The 17,470-nt window shown below is 67.8% G+C and carries 19 protein-coding genes; 3 read left to right on the forward strand and 16 right to left on the reverse strand.

Annotated elements, in window-relative coordinates; genetic code table 11:
- Positions 1-2: 2 nt before the first annotated feature.
- From N825_RS36005 to N825_RS00115, 5 genes are all read right to left on the reverse strand, one after another.
- The gene (locus tag N825_RS36005; protein WP_051511434.1) at positions 3-911 is read right to left on the reverse strand and encodes a hemolysin family protein; all 909 of its coding nucleotides are present in this window, start codon (positions 909-911) and stop codon (positions 3-5) included.
- Positions 908-1,537 (reverse strand): rRNA maturation RNase YbeY, encoded by a 630-nt coding sequence (ybeY, locus tag N825_RS00100; RefSeq protein ID WP_051511313.1) that lies wholly within the window; start codon positions 1,535-1,537, stop codon positions 908-910. The genes N825_RS36005 and ybeY overlap by 4 nt, the downstream gene beginning before the upstream one ends.
- On the reverse strand, positions 1,534-2,595 hold the full coding sequence (locus tag N825_RS00105) for a PhoH family protein (RefSeq protein ID WP_063833560.1): 1,062 nt from the start codon (positions 2,593-2,595) through the stop codon (positions 1,534-1,536). Before N825_RS00105 ends, ybeY begins: the two co-directional genes overlap by 4 nt.
- Positions 2,592-4,010, reverse strand: coding sequence for a tRNA (N6-isopentenyl adenosine(37)-C2)-methylthiotransferase MiaB (miaB, locus tag N825_RS00110; RefSeq protein ID WP_281174343.1), 1,419 nt, complete (start codon positions 4,008-4,010; stop codon positions 2,592-2,594). The genes N825_RS00105 and miaB overlap by 4 nt, the downstream gene beginning before the upstream one ends.
- A 324-nt stretch (positions 4,011-4,334) precedes the next feature.
- Positions 4,335-4,667 (reverse strand): hypothetical protein, encoded by a 333-nt coding sequence (locus N825_RS00115; protein ID WP_037446236.1) that lies wholly within the window; start codon positions 4,665-4,667, stop codon positions 4,335-4,337.
- Between the two features lie 207 nt (positions 4,668-4,874).
- On the opposite strand from N825_RS00115, the gene N825_RS00120 reads away from it, so the two are divergent.
- From N825_RS00120 to N825_RS38575, 3 genes are all read left to right on the forward strand, one after another.
- Positions 4,875-6,338 (forward strand): helicase HerA-like domain-containing protein, encoded by a 1,464-nt coding sequence (locus N825_RS00120; RefSeq protein WP_037445792.1) that lies wholly within the window; start codon positions 4,875-4,877, stop codon positions 6,336-6,338.
- A 37-nt stretch (positions 6,339-6,375) separates the two neighbouring features.
- Complete coding sequence (locus tag N825_RS00125; RefSeq protein ID WP_051511314.1) at positions 6,376-7,653, forward strand: MFS transporter; 1,278 nt, start codon at positions 6,376-6,378, stop codon at positions 7,651-7,653.
- Between the two features lie 98 nt (positions 7,654-7,751).
- Positions 7,752-7,904, forward strand: a complete 153-nt coding sequence (locus tag N825_RS38575) for a hypothetical protein (RefSeq protein ID WP_157618895.1) — start codon at positions 7,752-7,754, stop codon at positions 7,902-7,904.
- A 19-nt stretch (positions 7,905-7,923) separates the two neighbouring features.
- Here the strand turns inward: N825_RS38575 and N825_RS00130 are convergent, their stop codons facing one another.
- The 11 genes from N825_RS00130 to ccmD all read right to left on the reverse strand — a co-directional run bounded on the left by N825_RS00130 (position 7,924) and on the right by ccmD (position 17,059).
- Positions 7,924-8,613: an ABC transporter permease gene (locus N825_RS00130; protein ID WP_037445793.1), complete on the reverse strand. Its 690-nt coding sequence runs from the start codon at positions 8,611-8,613 to the stop codon at positions 7,924-7,926.
- Between the two features lie 4 nt (positions 8,614-8,617).
- Positions 8,618-9,322: an ABC transporter permease gene (locus N825_RS00135; RefSeq protein ID WP_037445794.1), complete on the reverse strand. Its 705-nt coding sequence runs from the start codon at positions 9,320-9,322 to the stop codon at positions 8,618-8,620.
- A 6-nt stretch (positions 9,323-9,328) separates the two neighbouring features.
- Complete coding sequence (locus tag N825_RS00140) at positions 9,329-10,183, reverse strand: transporter substrate-binding domain-containing protein (protein WP_051511315.1); 855 nt, start codon at positions 10,181-10,183, stop codon at positions 9,329-9,331.
- A gap of 70 nt (positions 10,184-10,253) precedes the next feature.
- Positions 10,254-11,063 carry an ABC transporter ATP-binding protein gene (locus N825_RS00145; protein WP_051511316.1) on the reverse strand — a complete coding sequence of 270 codons (810 nt, stop codon included), beginning with the start codon at positions 11,061-11,063 and terminating at the stop codon, positions 10,254-10,256.
- Between the two features lie 107 nt (positions 11,064-11,170).
- On the reverse strand, positions 11,171-11,734 hold the full coding sequence (locus N825_RS00150; protein ID WP_063833562.1) for a mechanosensitive ion channel family protein: 564 nt from the start codon (positions 11,732-11,734) through the stop codon (positions 11,171-11,173).
- Positions 11,735-11,805: 71 nt separating this feature from the next.
- Complete coding sequence (gene ccmI, locus N825_RS00155; protein ID WP_037445796.1) at positions 11,806-13,242, reverse strand: c-type cytochrome biogenesis protein CcmI; 1,437 nt, start codon at positions 13,240-13,242, stop codon at positions 11,806-11,808.
- 4 nt (positions 13,243-13,246) lie between these two features.
- Positions 13,247-13,726 carry a cytochrome c-type biogenesis protein gene (locus N825_RS00160; RefSeq protein WP_037445797.1) on the reverse strand — a complete coding sequence of 160 codons (480 nt, stop codon included), beginning with the start codon at positions 13,724-13,726 and terminating at the stop codon, positions 13,247-13,249.
- Positions 13,723-14,265, reverse strand: a complete 543-nt coding sequence (locus N825_RS00165; protein ID WP_037445798.1) for a DsbE family thiol:disulfide interchange protein — start codon at positions 14,263-14,265, stop codon at positions 13,723-13,725. Before N825_RS00165 ends, N825_RS00160 begins: the two co-directional genes overlap by 4 nt.
- Before the next feature lie 25 nt (positions 14,266-14,290).
- A complete protein-coding gene (locus tag N825_RS00170) occupies positions 14,291-16,285 on the reverse strand; it encodes a heme lyase CcmF/NrfE family subunit (protein ID WP_037445799.1) in 1,995 nt (664 codons plus the stop codon).
- A gap of 4 nt (positions 16,286-16,289) precedes the next feature.
- Positions 16,290-16,799 (reverse strand): cytochrome c maturation protein CcmE, encoded by a 510-nt coding sequence (gene ccmE / locus N825_RS00175; protein ID WP_051511317.1) that lies wholly within the window; start codon positions 16,797-16,799, stop codon positions 16,290-16,292.
- On the reverse strand, positions 16,796-17,059 hold the full coding sequence (ccmD, locus tag N825_RS36010; RefSeq protein ID WP_051511318.1) for a heme exporter protein CcmD: 264 nt from the start codon (positions 17,057-17,059) through the stop codon (positions 16,796-16,798). Before ccmD ends, ccmE begins: the two co-directional genes overlap by 4 nt.
- Between the last annotated feature and the right edge of the window lie 411 nt (positions 17,060-17,470).

Here is a 17,470-nt window from a genome sequence, read left to right on the forward strand (position 1 = left end):
GGTTAGGCATGGATCGTGACGGGTTCCGGCAGGTTGCGGATCCGCAGGCGCTTGATGCGCCGGGGATCGGCGTCGATCACCTCGAACTCGATGCCCGAGGGATGCTTGAGAAGTTCGCCACGGCTCGGGACGCGACCGGCCAGGTTGAACACCAGACCGCCCAGCGTATCGAAATCCTCGCGCTCGTCGTCGTCCAGCACGGGGCCGACGCGGCTGAGGAAATCGTCGATCGGCAGCCGCGCGTCGGCGAGCAGGGTACCGTCGGGCCGGACCACGACCATCGGCGCCTCCAGTTCGTCGTGCTCGTCCTCGATCTCGCCGACGATCTCCTCGACCAGATCCTCGATCGTCACGAGGCCGTCGATGCCGCCGAACTCGTCGACGACCAGGGCCAGATGCTGGCGCGACTGGCGCATCTGGAGCAGCAGGTCGAGGACCGGCATGCTGGGCGCCACGATCACCACGTCGCGGGCGATGTCCTTGAGATGGAAGGGCGTCTGCTTGCCGACGCAGGCCAGCACGTCCTTGATGTGGACCATGCCGACGACGTCGTCCAAGGTTTCCCGGTAGACCGGCATGCGGGAATGGGCCTCCCGCGACATGCGCTCGATCAATTCGGGCAGCGTCGTCTCGACATCGACCGCCACGATGTCGGCGCGCGGCACCATGGTGTCGACCACGGTGCGCTCATGCAGCTTGAGGATATTCGCGAGGAGCACCCGCTCGTCGGCGGCGATCGATCCCTCGACCTCGCGTCGTTCCTCGATCAGTTCCTCGATGGTGTCGCGCAGCGTCGTGTCGCCGCGGCCCCCCAGGATGGTCCTAAGCCAGCCGCGGAATTGGCCGGTGAAGGAATTATGCTCGTCGGCCCCGTCTTCACGGGGCGTCCTACTGCCGGATATGTCTGTCATCGCCATATGGTTTGGGGTGTGGAGGCGCCAGCCGCGCCGTCATCCGGGTCCGGGGAATCGGATCGGGGGGACGAGCCGGCATAGGGATCGGCGATGCCCATGCCAGCGAGGATACTGGTTTCCAGTCGTTCCATGCGGTCGGCGTCAAGATCGGTTTCGTGGTCATAACCGAGAAGATGGAGCACGCCATGAATTACCAGGTGCGTCAGATGATCCTCGGCCGGCTTTCCCTGTTCGCGGGCTTCGCGACGCACGGTTTCGCAAGCGAGTATCACGTCGCCGATGAGTATAGGCATTCCCGGATGCGCCGCCAAGACATCATCGCTGTCCCCGATGTCATCCAGTGACGCGAACGAAAGGACATTGGTGGGCTCGTCCTTGCCGCGGTAATCGCGGTTGAGCGTTTGGACCATGGCGTCGTCGGCCAATACCAAGCTCATCTCCGCGACCGCGTCATCGGCCATGTCCCGGAGCGCCGCCGGATGCTCCGCCGCGGCGAAGGCGGCCTGGGCCGCGGCTTCCACCAGTCTTTCAACCCCTTCGGCGCCGTCGGACGACAGGTCGTCCCATTCGCCGGCCTCCAGGCTGACGGCGATGTCGAGGGATCGCGGCGTCGCGGCGGTCATCTCCGGTGGTCATCCCCGAAGCCGCCGGGCCGGGAACCGCCGGACCTGGACTCCTCAGGCGGGCGGCCGGCCTTGCGCTGGGCGTCGTGCCGGTCATAGGCGCGGACGATGTGGCCGACCAGCGGATGCCGAACGACATCGGCGTCGCCGAAATGGACGAAGCTGACGCCGGGAACCCCCTGGAGGATCTCGATCGCGTCCTTCAGCCCGGACCGGGTGCCGCTGGGCAGGTCGATCTGGCTGATGTCGCCGGTCACCGCCATGCGGCCGTTCTCGCCCAACCGGGTCAGGAACATCTTCATCTGCATCGGCGTGGTGTTCTGCGCCTCGTCCAGGATGACATAGGCGTTGGCCAGCGTCCGACCGCGCATGAAGGCCAGCGGAGCGATCTCGATCTCGCCATTGCCCAGGCGGCGGGCCACCTGTTCCGCCGGCAGCATGTCGTAAAGCGCGTCGTAGAGCGGCCGCAGGTAGGGATCGATCTTCTCGCGCATGTCGCCGGGCAGGAAGCCCAGCCGCTCGCCGGCCTCGACCGCCGGGCGCGACAGCACGATCCGGTCGACCTGACCCGTGGTCAGCATGACGACGGCCTGCGCCACCGCCAGATAGGTCTTGCCGGTGCCGGCGGGGCCCAGCCCGAACACCAGCTCGTTCTCCTGCAACGCCTGGATATAGGCGGCCTGCGTCGGGGAGCGCGGCGAGATCGAGCGGCGCTTGGTCTTGACGTTGAAGTCGGGCCGGGCGATCGCCTGCATGGCGAGGTCGCGGGCGGCGCCGTCGCCGACCCCGGTCGCCATGCGCAGCGCCGCGTCGACCTCGGCCGTGCCGACGGTCATGCCGCGTTTCAGCCGCTCCCACAGCGCTTCGAGCGTGGCTCGGGCGGTGTCGGACGCGTCGGGAGGTCCGGAGACGGTCAGGGTGTTGCCCCGGCTGATCAGCGAGACGCCAAGCTGCGTCTCGATCCGGGCGAGATGGCTGTCATGCTGCCCATAGAGCAGCGGCAAGAGCCGGTTGTCGTCGAAGGTCAGGTCGATGCGACGGTCGGGTGACCCCGTCAAGCGGTTGCCTCCCAGGCTGGGGGGGTGGGGAAATCGATCGGCGGCGCCGCCGAAGTCAGGCCGTCGGCCAGGACAAGCTCGCCGGCGAGGCTGTTGGCGCGTGCCGCCGTGATGCGGACGTCAACAACCGTTCCGGCCAAACGTCCCGGTGCGATGACCGGCACGGATTGCATGAAAGGGCTACGCCCCATCAGCTGGCCGGGCCTGCGGCCGGTCTTGTCCAGCAACACCGGCAACACGGTTCCGACGCAGGCCTCGTTGAAGGAGACCTGCTGGGCGTTGAGCAGGTTTTGGAGCGTCGCCAGCCTGTCGTCCTTGACGTCCTCGGGAACCTGGGCGTCGCCGAGCCCCGCCGCCGGCGTGCCCGGCCGGGCGCTGTACTTGAACGAATAGGCCTGGGCATAGCCGATATCGGTGACCAGCCGCAGCGTTTCCGCGAAGTCGGCGTCCCGCTCGCCGGGGAAGCCCACGATGAAGTCGGACGACAGCGCCAGATCGTGCCGAGCCGCGCGCATCCTGTCGATCACGCGGCGGTAATCATCGGCGGTGTGCTTGCGGTTCATCGCCGCCAGGATGCGGTCGGACCCGCTCTGGACCGGCAGGTGGACGAAGGGCATCAGCTGCGGCACCTCGCCATGGGCGGCGATCAGGTCGTCGTCCATGTCGCGCGGGTGGGACGTGGTGTAGCGGATGCGCTCCAGCCCGTCGATCTCCGCCAGTTCGCGGATCAGCCGGGCGAGACCCCAGGTCACGCCGCCCCGTCCCTCGCCATGAAATGCGTTGACGTTCTGGCCAAGCAGCGTGATCTCGCGCGTGCCGCCCGCCACCATGCGGCGGGCCTCGGCGATGATCTGGGCGGCCGGGCGGGAGAACTCCGCGCCGCGGGTGTAGGGCACGACACAGAAGGTACAGAACTTGTCGCAACCCTCCTGGACCGAGAGGAATGTGGAAACGCCGGCGCTGGCGCTCTCGCCGGGCAGGTGGTCGAACTTGCTCTCGATCGGGAAATCGGTGTTCAGCACCCGTTCCCCGGCGGCGCGGCTGGCGCGCGCGACCATCTCGGGAAGCTGGTGATAGGTTTGCGGGCCGAACACCATGTCGACGAAGGGCGCCCGGGCCATGATCTCCTCGCCCTCGGCCTGGGCGACGCAGCCGGCGACGGCGATGATCATGCGGCGGCCATCCTCGTCGGCGGCCTGCCTGTTCTTCTCCTGGCGCAGGCGCCCCAATTCGGAGAAAACCTTCTCGGACGCCTTCTCGCGGATGTGGCACGTGTTCAGGATGACCATGTCGGCTCCCTCGGGAGCCTCGACCGGCCGATAGCCCAAGGGTGCCAGGACATCGGCCATGCGGGCGCTGTCATAGACGTTCATCTGACAGCCCCAGGTCTTGATGAACAATTTCTTCTTGGTCAAAAGCCGAACCCTGCCAAACCCGTGTCTATCTTCGTTACTTGGAGACGCACAAACGCATATGGGCGCACCGGACGCGTTTCGCCCGTGCGACGGCGGAAAATAGCATCGGGGAGGGAGGGGGAGTCAACGACTCGGTGCGGGGCGGGGTCGGATGTTTGGTGTCAACCGAACCAGCCGCCGCCTGGCGGTGACTTCGCCATGAGGAAACAAGCTAGCGGAATAGCGGCTGTAGGTCGGGTAAAGCGAAGCGGCACCCGACACCAACTCGCCTGCTTGTCGGGTGACGCTTCGCTTTACCCAACCTAAGGTTGAGCGGGATCGACTTCAAGATTGTTTCCGGAGTTTGGCGAACAAGCTCGCCTGATTTTCGATCTCATGAGGCGTTGATAGGGGCATTGGCAGATCGGCGTCTCCCAAGGCGACAAGCAGTTCGGCGTGATCACGCAACCCCAGGAGCCGGATCGCCTCCCTCCTGGACAAGCGACCGCGGGAGTAAGCCAGCAAGGGGGCATCGGCACCGGCGCGCGAGCCATCCGAGGTCGGGGCCTCCAGATGCTTACGGACGATCGCGGTCATGGGTGTCCCATAGGTCGCGGCATAGGATTTGGCCGGCGCCACCAGATCGTCCGGTAGGTTGAATGTCGTGTTTTTCAGCATGGCCAGCTTCACCGTTCACATGAATATGTGATCCGATATCGCGCCCCTCAATTTCGATATGCCGGGAGTATGGGAAGCATCCGGTGTCAGTGGCCCGGCTGGCTCTTCGGTGCGGATTTTCCCATATGCGTCCCACAAGAGTATGCGGCTGTCCCGCTCTCCTGGCATTCTAATCCGATCGGACATCCAAGGAGAAGGAGCGGCGGCATGACCGCGAGCGAGGGAATCTTCGTGGGGAAGGGCGAGGCGCCGCAGGTCCTGGCGCTGAGATACGCCAACCGGCATGGGCTGATCGCGGGCGCCACCGGCACCGGCAAGACGGTGTCGCTCCAGGTGCTGGCGGAGGGGTTCTCCCGGGCCGGGGTCCCTGTCTTCCTGGCGGACATCAAGGGCGATCTCGCCGGCATCTCCCAAGCGGGCGGCGACAATCCCAAGATCGCCGAGCGGGCCGCCCTGCTCGGTTTGGACAACCCGGTCCGCGAGGGCAGCCCGACGGTGGCCTGGGACGTGTTCGGCGAGCAAGGGCATCCCATCCGAGCCACGATCTCGGAGATGGGACCGCTGCTGCTCAGCCGGCTGCTGGAGTTGAACGACGTCCAGGAAGGCGTGCTGAACCTGACCTTCAAGGTCGCCGACGACGAGGGGCTACTGCTGCTCGACCTGAAGGACCTGCGGGCCATGCTGAGTCATGTCGCCGACAACGCGGCGACCTTCGGGCCGCGCTACGGCACGGTCAGCAAGGCCTCGGTCGGCGCCATCCAGCGCCAGTTGCTGGTGCTGGAGCAACAGGGCGCCGAGCGGTTCTTCGGAGAGCCGGCCCTGGACTTGGCCGACCTGATGCGGGTGACGCCGGACGGGCGCGGCATCGTCAACCTGCTGGCCGCCGACAAGCTGATGCGCTCGCCCCGGCTCTACGCGACGTTCCTGCTGTGGCTGCTGTCGGAACTGTTCGAGGAACTGCCCGAGGCCGGCGACCTGCCCAAGCCGAAGCTGGTCTTCTTCTTCGACGAGGCGCACCTGCTGTTCGACGACGCGCCCAAGGCGCTGATCGACAAGGTGGAACAGGTGGTCCGGCTGATCCGGTCCAAGGGCGTCGGCGTCTATTTCATCAGCCAGAACCCGATGGACATACCGGAGGATGTGCTGGGCCAGCTTGGCAACCGCGTCCAGCACGCTCTGCGCGCCTTCACGCCCAAGGACCAGCGGGCGGTCAAGGCGGCGGCCGAGACCTTCCGGGCCAATCCCAAGTTCAACGCGGCGACCGCGATCCAGGAACTGGCTGTCGGCGAGGCGCTGGTTTCGCTGCTGGAGGCGAAGGGTATCCCGTCGGTGGTCGACCGGGTGATGATGGCCCCGCCCGGCTCCCGGCTGGGTCCGATCACGGCGGCGGAGCGGGCGGCCCTGCTGGGGGCGAGCCCGGTCAAGGGCCGCTACGATCACCCGATCGACCGGCAATCGGCCTATGAGCACCTGCGCGAGCGGGCGGAACGGCCGGTCGTGGAGCCCGTGGCGGCGAAGACGGCCGCTTCCAGGGCGCCGCGCGCGCCCAGGGCGGCCGCTCCCCGCCAGACACCGGCGGAGGCGATGGTCAGCAGCGCGCTCCGCAGCTTCGGAACACAGTTTGGCCGGCAGGTCGCGCGGGGTATCCTGGGCGCCATCCTGAAGCGCTGACCTTTCCGGCGCTTCGAACGGCGGATCGGAGCGGGTGTTGGCGGAACGGATTTTGGCGGGACGGCGTGGGGGGATCCTCTCCTGGTGCCTCTATGACTGGGCCATGTCGGCCTACAACACGGTCATCGGCACCTTCATCTTCAGCGTCTACTTCACCCGCGCGGTCGCCGATTCGGAGGTCGCCGGGACCGCCCAATGGGGCCGGGCGGTGGCGCTGTCCGGTCTGGCGGTGGCCGTGCTGAGCCCGGTGCTGGGCGCCATCGCCGACCGGGGCGGGCGGCGGAAGCCGTGGCTGGCCCTGTTCACCGCCCTGACCGTCGCGGGCACGGCGCTGCTGTGGTTCGTCAAGCCGGATCCGTCGTCGGTGATGCTGGCGCTGGTGCTGGTCGGGCTGACCAATGTCACCTTCGAGCTGGCGAACGTCTTCTACAACGCCATGTTGCCGGGGCTGGCGCCGCCCGGCCACACCGGCCGGGTGTCGGGCTGGGGCTGGGGGCTGGGCTATGTCGGCGGGCTGGGCTGCCTGGTGATCTCGCTGTTCGGACTGGTCCAGACCGAGACACCCCTGTTCGGCCTGCTCGGCACGGGGGAGCAGGCCAATGTGCGGGCGACGGCCTTGCTGGTGGCGCTGTGGTACGGCGTCTTCTCCTTGCCGCTGTTCCTGGTGACGCCGGACCAGGCCGGCACCGGGGTTTCGATCGGCGCCGCCGTGCGCGACGGGATCAAGGCGCTGATCGAGACGCTCCGCCAGATCCGCCGGTACGGCAATGTCGCGCGCTGGCTGGTCGCCAGCGCGCTCTACCGCGACGGGCTGAACACGCTGTTCGCGTTCGGCGGCATCTACGCCGCCGGGACCTTCGGAATGGGCTTCGACCAGATCGTGATGTTCGCGATCGCGCTCAACGTCACCTCGGCGGCGGGCGCCTTCGGCTTCGCCTGGATCGACGATTGGATCGGGCCGAAGCGGACGATCCTGGGCTGTCTGGTCGGGCTGATCGGCTTTGGCATCCCACTGCTGTTCGCCGAGTCTCAACAGGCCTTCTGGATCCTCGCGCTGGGGCTGGGGGTCTTCGTCGGACCGGCGCAGGCGGCCGGGCGCACCATGATGGCCAAGCTGGCGCCTTCGGGGATGGAGACGGAGATGTTCGGCCTTTACGCGTTATCCGGCCGGGCGGTCTCGTTCGTGGGGCCCCTTCTCCTGGCGTGGGCCACCGAATCGTTTCAAAGTCAACGGGCGGGAATGGCAACCATCGTGCTATTGCTCTTGTTGGGTTTCGTGTTGTTGTTTGCGGTGCGGGAGGAACGTGGGACCTGACCGATCGCCGCGGTGACCCGGGTGGTGTGACAATTTAAACAATCGTCAGCCACCCTGGTCCATGACACGCCTCATCACCGAACGCCGGGGAGCACCAGATGCTGAGCTACCACGATCTCGAAGCCTTCATGGGCATCGACGACGCCTTGGGCGAGGACACGCCGCCCAGCGCCGGCGAAAAGGCCAAGCCCAAGGCGGGCCACGCCACCGACGCCGCCGACGACGATCACGCGATACCCGTCCGGGAGTGATTCCTCCAGGGGAAAGACCTTAGGCGGGACGCCGCAGGTGCGGAGTGACCCGCCACTCGGCGTAGCGGATCAGGCGGGTGATCAGGAAGTTGATCAACAGGTAGATGGCGCCCGCCACGATGAAGACCTCGAACACGGCGAAGCTCTGCGAGATGATCCGGCGCGCGATGCCGGTGATCTCCAGCAGGGTGATGGTGCTGGCGAGCGAGCTGGCCTTGACCATCAGGATGATCTCGTTGCCATAGGCCGGCAGGGCCTGCCGGACCGCGATCGGCGCCACGATGCGCCGGAACACCATCAGCCTCGAGAACCCGCAGGCGCGCGCCGCCTCGATCTGGCCATGCGGCACCGACTGCACGCCGCCCCGGATCATCTCGCTGGTATAGGCGGCGGTGTTGAGCGTCAGCGCGATGACACCGCACCAGTACGGCTCGCGCAGGATGTCCCAGAAGATGCTGGCGCGCACCGCCTGGAACTGGCCCAGCCCGTAATAGATCAGGAAGATCTGGACCAGCAGCGGCGTGCCGCGGAAGACGAAGACGTAGCCGGCGGCGATCCTCGACAGGAGCTTGCTGGCCGACAGCCGCATCCACGCCACACCGGCCGCCAGCGCGAAACCGAACAGCAGCGCCAGTCCGACCAGTTGCAGGGTGACTGGCACGCCGGCCAGCAGCTTCGGCACGGCGTCCCACATGATCGACAGGTTCATGATCTCAGGCCCGCCTGACGCCGCGGTTGGAGTGGCGTTCGGCGCGGTCGAACGCGTAGGTCGAGATCGAGGTCAGCACCAGATAGAGCACCGCCGCGACCGCGTAGAACAGGAATGGGTCGCGGGTGACGCCGGCCGCGACCTGGGCGGAGCGCATCAGCTCCGCCAGCGCCGTGACCGAGATCAGCGCCGTGTCCTTGAGCGTGAGCTGCCAGACGTTGCCCAGACCCGGCAGGGCGTAGCGCAGCGTCTGGGGCAGCAGGATGCGGAAGAGGATCCGCGCCCTGGACATGCCCAAGGCGCGTCCGGCCTCGATCTGGCCGAACGGCACCGCCTGGATGGCGCCCCGGATCACCTCGGTCGAATAGGCGCCCGAGATCAGGCCGACCGACAGCGTGCCGATCGTGAAGGCGTTGACCTCGATGTAGCCGGTGTAGCCGAACAGCGAGGCTACACCCATGATCGCGTTGCCGGTGCCGAAGAACAGCAGGTAGATCACCAGCAGTTCCGGCACGCCGCGCACCACCGTCGTGTAGATCTCGGCCAGCGCCCGCGTGACGATGCCGCCGTTGAGCTTTGCCGAGGCTCCCAGCGTGCCGAACACCTGGCCCAGCGCGAAGGAGCACACGGCCACCGCCAGCGTCATCAGCGTGCCGCGCACCAACTCGTCGCCCCAGCCGGTGTCGCCCCAGGCGAGCAGCTCAAGCATGCCGGATCACTTGATGGAGGTGTCGTAGCCGAACCACTGGGTCGAGAGCTTGGTGATCGTGCCGTCGGCGGTGGCGTCCTTGATCGCCTTGTCCAGCTTGCCCTGGAGTTCCGTGTCGGCCTTGCGGAGGCCGATGCCGACGCCCTCGCCCAGCACGCCGCGCGAGAAGGCCGGGCCGAACTTGGTGATGTCCTTGTTCTGCTCGCCGGCCTTGATCAGGCCCTCGATCGCGGAGCGGTCGGCGACGATGGCGTCGATCCGGCCCGACACCAGGTCGAGACCCATGTTGTCGACCTTGTCATAGGCCCTGACCTCGACGCCGGGCATCAGCTGCTCGACCATGTTCTGCTGGATGGTGGAGACCTGGACGCCGACGGTCTTGCCCTTGACGGCGGCGGCGCTCTGGTCGATCAGCTTTTGCTCGTCCGGCGAGATCTCGGACATGTCGACGGATGTCGTCGGCAGGTTGAGCGCCAGCAGCGGGCTGCCCTTCATCGCGGCGAAGACGGTCGGCTCGGTGGCGTAGGGGCCGGCGAAGGAGATCACCTGCTTGCGCTCGTCCGTGATCGACATGCCGGCCATGATCAGGTCGTACTTCCGCGACTGGAGGCCGGGGATGATGCCGTCCCAATCCTGGGCCATCACCTCGCAGGTGGCGCCGATGCGCTTGCAAAGCTCGGCCGACAGGTCGATCTCGAAGCCGATCAGCTTGCCGGACGCGTCCATGCCGTTCCAGGGGAGATAGGCGCCTTCGGTGGCGATGCGGACCTTGGTCTGGGCGTGGGCGGCGGGGGCCTCGACGACGCTGGCGGCGGCGAAAAGGGCCATGCCGGCCGCGATGCTTGCGAGGGTCTTGTTCACGATACCGTCTCCTGTTCGGCGACTTTCGTCGCGGGCTTCTTGGCTGTTGATTGGTTATTGTCTTCGAGCGTCAAAGGTTGCGCGCCAGGAACTGCCGGCAGCGGTCCGATCGCGGGTTGGCGAGCACCTGGTCGGGCGGGCCCTGTTCCTCGATCCGGCCCTGGTGCAGGAAGATGACCTCGCTCGACACCTCGCGGGCGAAGCCCATCTCGTGGGTCACGATGATCATGGTCATGCCCTCGTCGGCCAGCTGGCGCATCACGCGCAGCACCTCGCCGACCAGTTCGGGGTCGAGGGCCGATGTCGGCTCGTCGAACAGCATCACCTTGGGCTGCATGGCGAGCGCCCGGGCGATGGCGACCCGCTGCTGCTGCCCGCCGGACAGGTGGCTGGGATAGGAGCTGGCCTTGGCCTCGAGGCCGACCTTTTGGAGCAGGGCCTCCGCCCGGTCGATCGCCTCGGCCTTGGGCACGCCCAGGACGTGGACCGGCGCCTCGATCACGTTCTGGAGCACCGTCATGTGGGTCCACAGGTTGAAGCCCTGGAACACCATGCCGAGCCCGCTGCGGATGCGGTCGACCTGCTTGGCATCGGCGGGAACCGCGTGGTGGCGGCCTTGCTTCATGCGGATCAGCTCGCCATTGACCCAGACCCGGCCCTCGTCGGGGGTCTCCAGCAGGTTGATGCAACGGAGGAAGGTGCTCTTGCCCGAGCCGCTCGAGCCGATCATCGAGATGACGTCGCCCTCGTGGGCGACCAGCGAGACGCCCTTGAGGACTTCGAGCTGTCCGAATCTCTTGTGGAGGTCTTCGACGACGACGGCGGCCCCGGGAACGGGGCTGGGGATCTGGTTCGCTGGCTGCGGCTGTGACAGGGCCATGCTTCCGATCTGACTGGTGTCAAAGGCTGGACAACAGGCTATCCGCGCCGTCGTTGCGGTGCAAACCCGTTTTCACCACATCCCTCGAATTTGAGGCGAAGGCGACCTCAGGATGCCGCTGGCCGTTGAACCGCGTCTACCGGTTGGTTGAGCACGATCGCGTTGGTGAACAAGGTCTGGTTGGGGATCAGGTAGCGTTTGCCGTCGCCCTGGAGCGTCGTGTAGCGCAGGTCGATGCCGCTCACCACGCCCTCGAAGCCCGCGACACTGATATGGTCGCCCCGATGGAATGGCCGGTAGCCCAGGATCAGCACGCCGGCCAGCAGGTTGGAGACCGCGTCGCGCAGCGCGAATCCCAGCGCGAAGCCGGTCAGGCCGAGACCCGCGATCAGGGCGCCGACATCCATGCCCATGGTGCCGAGCCCGCTGATCAGGCCGAAGCCCAGCAGCGTGTAGAAGGCGACGACTCCGGCCAGATTGAACAGGTCGATCCTATCCTGGCCGGAATGGGCCGCGATCCGGCGGAAGACCGAGCGGACGAGGGTGGCGGCGATGAGGAAGCCCAGGATCACCAGGACTCCGGCGCCGATGGCGGGCAGGGCGGCGGACAGCTTGCCGAGCATGATCTCGGCGGTGCTGAGGTTGAGCAGGTCGGAGGCGTTCAGGTCCATGGAATCCGATGGTCGCGGTGGAGATGGGACCATCGGGGAACACAGGGAGGCGGGAGCGGTTCCGCCCCCGCTCAGCCGCCGCGCTTCAACCCGTCCAGTCGCGCCTGGACCTCGGCGTGCTCGGGCGAGCCGGGCTGGAGTTGGGTCAGCAGCTTGCCCCAAAGCTGCGACGCCTCCGCCGTGTTGTCGGTCCGCGCGGCGTCCAGGCCGACATAGTAGAGCGCCTGCGGGTTGTCCGGCTGGAGCTTGAGCACGTCGCGGAACACCGTCACCGCCGGGGCGGGCGGCGCCTCGTCCGACCCGCCGGAGGCGATCAGGGCGTCGGCGTAGGCCGTCATCAGATCGACTCGGCCGGGTGCGGCCTGGACGCCGGAGCGCAGCGCCTCGGTCGCCTTGTCGGTCTCTCCCAGCACCCGATAGGCGCGGCCGAGCCGGAGCCAGCCGTCGGCGTCGTTCGGATTGTCGCGCAGGCGGGTGGCGAGGGTGTCGACCATGCCACGGATCATCGTGTCGCGCTGCTCGGGCGTCATGTTGGCGGCGCCAGCGACTTGGTCGCGCGTCGGGCCGGGAGCATTCGGCGGCGCGCCCGGCTGGGACTGGCCCTGGGGCTGACTCGGCGGCAGCGGCTGGGGCATCACGGAGGCGACGTCGACGCCGAGCTGGCCGGCGGTGTCGGTGATCCGCTGGCGGACGGTCGGCAGCCACGGCGCGTCGGCCGGGCTCTGCTTGACCAGGGCCACCCAGCGGTCGAGGGCGCCCCGGATGTCGCCGGCCTGCGCGCGGGCCAGAGCCAGATAGTAGTGGGCGCGGGCATCGTGGGGGTCGGCCTGGAGCACGGCTTCGAAGGTCCGGCTGGCCTCCTCCGGAACGACGCCCTGGGCGGCGGCGGTCATCGCCTCGGCGTAGGACGACAGGATCGACGGGTCCTTGCCCTGGCTGACGGCGACCGCCTGCCGGAACGCCTCGGCGCTGGCGTCGAAATCGCCCATGCGCGTCTGGGTCTGGCCCATCAGCAGCCAGCCCTGGAGGTCGTTCGGATCGTCCTTGAGATGCTGGCGCAGCTTGGCGATGGCCTGCATGATCTCGGGCGTCGCGCCGCCGGGCGGTGCGGCCTCCCGCGAGGCGAAGGGCTGGCCCGGCATGTTCGGGTGGCCGGTCGGCACATAGACCGCGAGGGCGCCGAACGGGATCACGACGCACAGGGCAAGCGCCGCCCATCGGCTGTTGCGGCTGATCGAAGGGCCACCGGGGGAAGGTGCCGCCTCTCGGGTGTCCTCGTCCGCCACGGCCAGCATGCGGCGGCCGATCTCGGCGCGCGCGGCCTGGGCTTGCCGCTCGTCGATGCCGCCGCGGGCGAGGTCGCGCTCCAGCTCCTTCAACTGGTCGCGATAGACCTCCATGTCATAGGCGGCCCTGCCGGTCGACCCCCGCCGGCCCCGCAGCAGGGGGGTGAGCACGAGGGCGGTCACGGCCGCCGTCATCGCGGCGGCGACGATCCAGAACAACATGGTCTCAGCTATCCTCGCGCAGCAGGCGGTCGAGCCGCTGGCGTTCCTCGGGTGTCAGGGGAGTGGCGCCTTCGCCGCCAACGACGGTTGGCCTACGGCCACGCAGGAACAGCGCCGCGCCAAGAGCGCCCAGCAGCAGGACCGCGATGGGTCCCAGCCACAGCACATAGGTGCTGGCCTTGAAGGGCGGGCGCAACAGGACATAGTCGCCGTAGCGCGCCGTGACGTAGTCCAGCACCTCGCCGTCGCCGTCGCCCGCGACCAGCCGTTGGCGCACCAGCACCCGCAGGTCGCGGGCGAGCGGCGCGTTGCTGTCGTCGATCGACTGGTTCTGGCAGACGAGGCAGCGCAGTTCCTTGCTGATCTCGCGCGCCCGCGCCTCCATGGCCGGATCCCTCAGCACCTCGTCGGGCTGGACCGCGAAGGCCGGGGATGCTACCGCGATAAGCAGAGCCGCGAGGCAGGCCCGAACGACGCCGGTCATCCCTGGAGATCCCCCTGGAGGGACTTGATCAGCGGCAGGATGTGCCGCTCGACCTCGTCCGGCATCACCGGGCCGACGACCTTGTAGCGGATGCGGCCCTCGGCATCGATCACGTAGGTCTCCGGCACGCCATAGACGCCCCAGTCGATCGAGACGCGGCCGTCCTGGTCGGCGCCGATCGCGGCATAGGGGTTGCCGCCCTGGTTGAGCCAGCGGATGGCGTCCTCCGGCTTGTCCTTGTAGTTGATCGCCTTGACCGTGACGCCCTGCTCCTTGGCCAGCCGCATCAGCACGGGATGCTCGACCCGGCACGGCACGCACCACGACGCGAAGACGTTGACCAGCTGGACCTTGCCCTTGAGCTCGGCCGAGGCCAAGCCTTGGCCATCCTTGAGCAGGGGCGGCAAGGTGAATTCCGGCACCGGCTTGTCGATCAGGGCCGACGGCACGACCGAGGGGTCGCGCGTCAGCCCGACGGCGAAGTAGCCGGCGAGGACCACGAACAGGCCCAGCGGCAGGATGTAGATGAGGCGGCGCATCGCTCGGGGTTTCCTGTGGGGCCGCTTATTCGGCTGGCTGGGGCGTCGGCTGGCGGTCGCGCTTGGCGCGGGCCGGAACGCCGATCCGGAACCGCCGGTCGCTGAGGGAGACGCAGCCGCCGATCATCATGATCACGCAGCCGATCCAGATCCACGGCACCAGCGGGTGGTGGTACAGGCGGGTGGCGTAGCCGCCGGTGCCGCCCTGCTGCTCCTGGCCCAGCACGACATAGAGGTCGGACACCCAGTTGGTCCGGATGGCGGCCTCGGTGGTCGACATGCGGGACACCGGGAACCAGCGCTCCTCCGGGTGGAGGGTGGCGAGGAACTCGCCGTTCCGGCTGAGAGTGAAGGTGCCGGTCTTGGCTTGGTAATTGGCGATCGGGCGTTCCTCGACCTGATCGAAGCGCAGCTCGTAGCCGGCGATCTGGGCGGTGTCGCCGGGCCGCATCACCTGGATGCGCTCGGTCATCCAGGCGGCCGAGCCGGTCATGCCGGCGATGGCGACGCCCATGCCGGCGTGCGCGATCGTCATGCCCCAGCTTGACCGCGGCAAGCCCACGGCCCGGCGCCAGCTCTCGGCCAGCGGCGCCCGGAACAGCTTGATCCTGTCCGTCAGCTCGATGATGGCGCCGAAGAAGGCCCAGGCAGCCAGCGCCACGCCGAGCAGGGCCATCACCGGCCCGCCCTGATAGGCGTAGAGGGCGCCCAGCACGCAGATCACCGTCAGCACGGCGGCGAACTTGAGGCGCGACAGGGCGCCCGCCAGATCGGCGCGCTTCCAGGCCAGCAGCGGCCCGACCGACATGGCGGCGATCAGCGGCACCATCAGCGGGATGAAGGTGGCGTTGAAGAAGGGCGGCCCGACGGAGACCTTGCCGGCGTCGATCGCGTCCAGGAACAGCGGGTAGAGCGTTCCCAGGAAGACGGTGGCGGTGGCGGTCGACAGCAGCAGGTTGTTCAGGACCAGGGCACCCTCGCGGCTGATCGGGGCGAACAGCCCGCCCATCTTCATCGACGGCGCCCGGATCGCGTAGAGCAGCAGCGCTCCCGCCGTGGCGATCACCAGCAGAGCCAGGATGAAGACGCCGCGGGCGGGATCGACCGCGAAGGCGTGGACGGAGGTCAGGACGCCGGAGCGGACCAGGAAGGTCCCGATCAGCGACAGCGTGAAGGTCAGGATGGCGAGCAGGATGGTCCAGCTCTTCAGCGCGTCGCGCTTCTCGACCACGATGGCCGAGTGAAGCAGCGCGGTTCCCGCCAGCCACGGCATGAAGGAGGCGTTCTCGACCGGGTCCCAGAACCACCAGCCGCCCCAGCCCAGCTCGTAATAGGCCCACCACGAGCCGAGCGCTATGCCCATGGTCAGCCCCGACCAAGCGGCCAGCGTCCACGGCCGGACCCAGCGCGCCCAGGCGGGATCGACCCTGCCCTCGATCAATGCCGCGACCGCGAAGGAGAACGCCATGGAGAAGCCGACATAGCCGAAATACAGGAACGGCGGGTGGAAGGCGAGGCCAGGGTCCTGGAGCAGCGGGTTGAGGTCGGTGCCGTCGAGCGGCGCCGGATCGACCCGGATGAACGGGTTGCTGGTGGCGATGATGAACAGCAGGAAGGCGACGCCGATCATCGCCTGGACAGACAGCACCCGCGCCTTGAGCGTCGGCGGCAGGTTGTGGCCGAACAATGCCACGGCGCCGCCGAACATCGCCAGGATCAGCACCCACAGGAGCATGGAGCCCTCGTGGTTGCCCCAGACCCCCGCCACCTTGTACAGCATCGGCTTCATCGAGTGGCTGTTCTGGACGACGTTCAGCACGCTGAAGTCGGACACCACGTAGGCGTAGGTCAGCGCCAGGAAGCTCACCAGGATCATGGTGAACTGGCCGATCGCCGCCGGTTTGGCGACATCCATCCAGGCGATGTCGCCGCGCGCGGCGCCGATCAGGGGCAGCGTCGCCTGGACCAGCGCCAGGAACAGCGCCAGCACGAGGGCGTAATGGCCGAGTTCGGGGATCACGGCGCTATTCCTTCGCTGTCGTGGCCAGGGGTGTTGAGGGCGCGTCGGCGGGGCCGCTGACGGGGGTCGCCAGCGACTTGGTGGTATGCTGCGGGGCACCGGCGCGTTTCAGCGCGTCGGCCACCTCTGGCGGCATGTAGCTCTCGTCGTGCTTGGCCAGCACCTCGCGGGCGACGAACACGCCGTCCGGCCGCATCCTGCCCTCGGCCACGACGCCCTGACCCTCGCGGAACAGGTCGGGCACGATGCCGACATAGGTCACGGGCACGGACTGGGCGGTGTCGGTGACGCGGAATTCGATGGTCAAGCCATCGGGCAGCCGCTTGACGCTGTCCTGCTCGACCAGACCGCCCAGGCGGAAGCTGCGCTCTCCGACATGTTGGGCCGCCAGGTCGGACGGGCTGTAGAAGAAGACGAGGTTGTCCTGGAACGCGGTCAGCGCCAGCGCCGTGGCGGTGCCGAGACCAAGCATGGCGAGGCCGAGCATGTAGAGGCGGCGTTTCTTGCGGGTCATCGGTCGTTTCCTTCCGCGGCGGGCAATGGCGCTCCCGGGGTGGGCGCTCCCGGGGTAAGCGCTCCAGGGGCGGGCGCGCCGTCGCGGCGGGTCCGCTCGCGCCGGCGTGGCCGGGTCGCCTCCAGCGTTTTCAGCAATGATTCGTGGCGGCGCAGGCCCCGCAGGCTGACGATCAGCATGCCGACGAGAAAGACCGCCGCGACGCCGTACGCGGGCCAGACATAGGCGGCGTAGCCACCCATCGAAAAGAACTCAGCCATCGTTCCGCCAGTTGATCCCTCGCCGGGCGCTCTCCAGGGCACCCTTGACCGCCGCCATCCTTACCAGTCCTTCCACTCAAATGCGCCGATTGAATGGCATCCGGCGCCGTCGGTCCATTGCCTATTTGGCCCCCCACGCGTGATTGACATGGGTTCGCGACGCCTTGCCGCACATGGGGGCCGCATATGGGACCGTGGGTGCGTCGGCATGGCATAATGGGTCATGCGCCACCGGAACCCGAATGGCTCGAGCTTGGCGGCAATATGACAGTGGGAACGGTGGTAAACAAGGCGGGGCGGCGGTTGTGACAACTGGGGAGCGGCCGCGGGGACCTTCGTCCAGCCAGTGGACTTAGTCCATAAGAATTAATACTCTCGGGAAAGAACCGGGCGGAGTTCAACCGCACCGGG

The organism is Skermanella stibiiresistens SB22 (assembly GCF_000576635.1).
Classification (GTDB): Bacteria; Pseudomonadota; Alphaproteobacteria; order Azospirillales; family Azospirillaceae; genus Skermanella; species Skermanella stibiiresistens.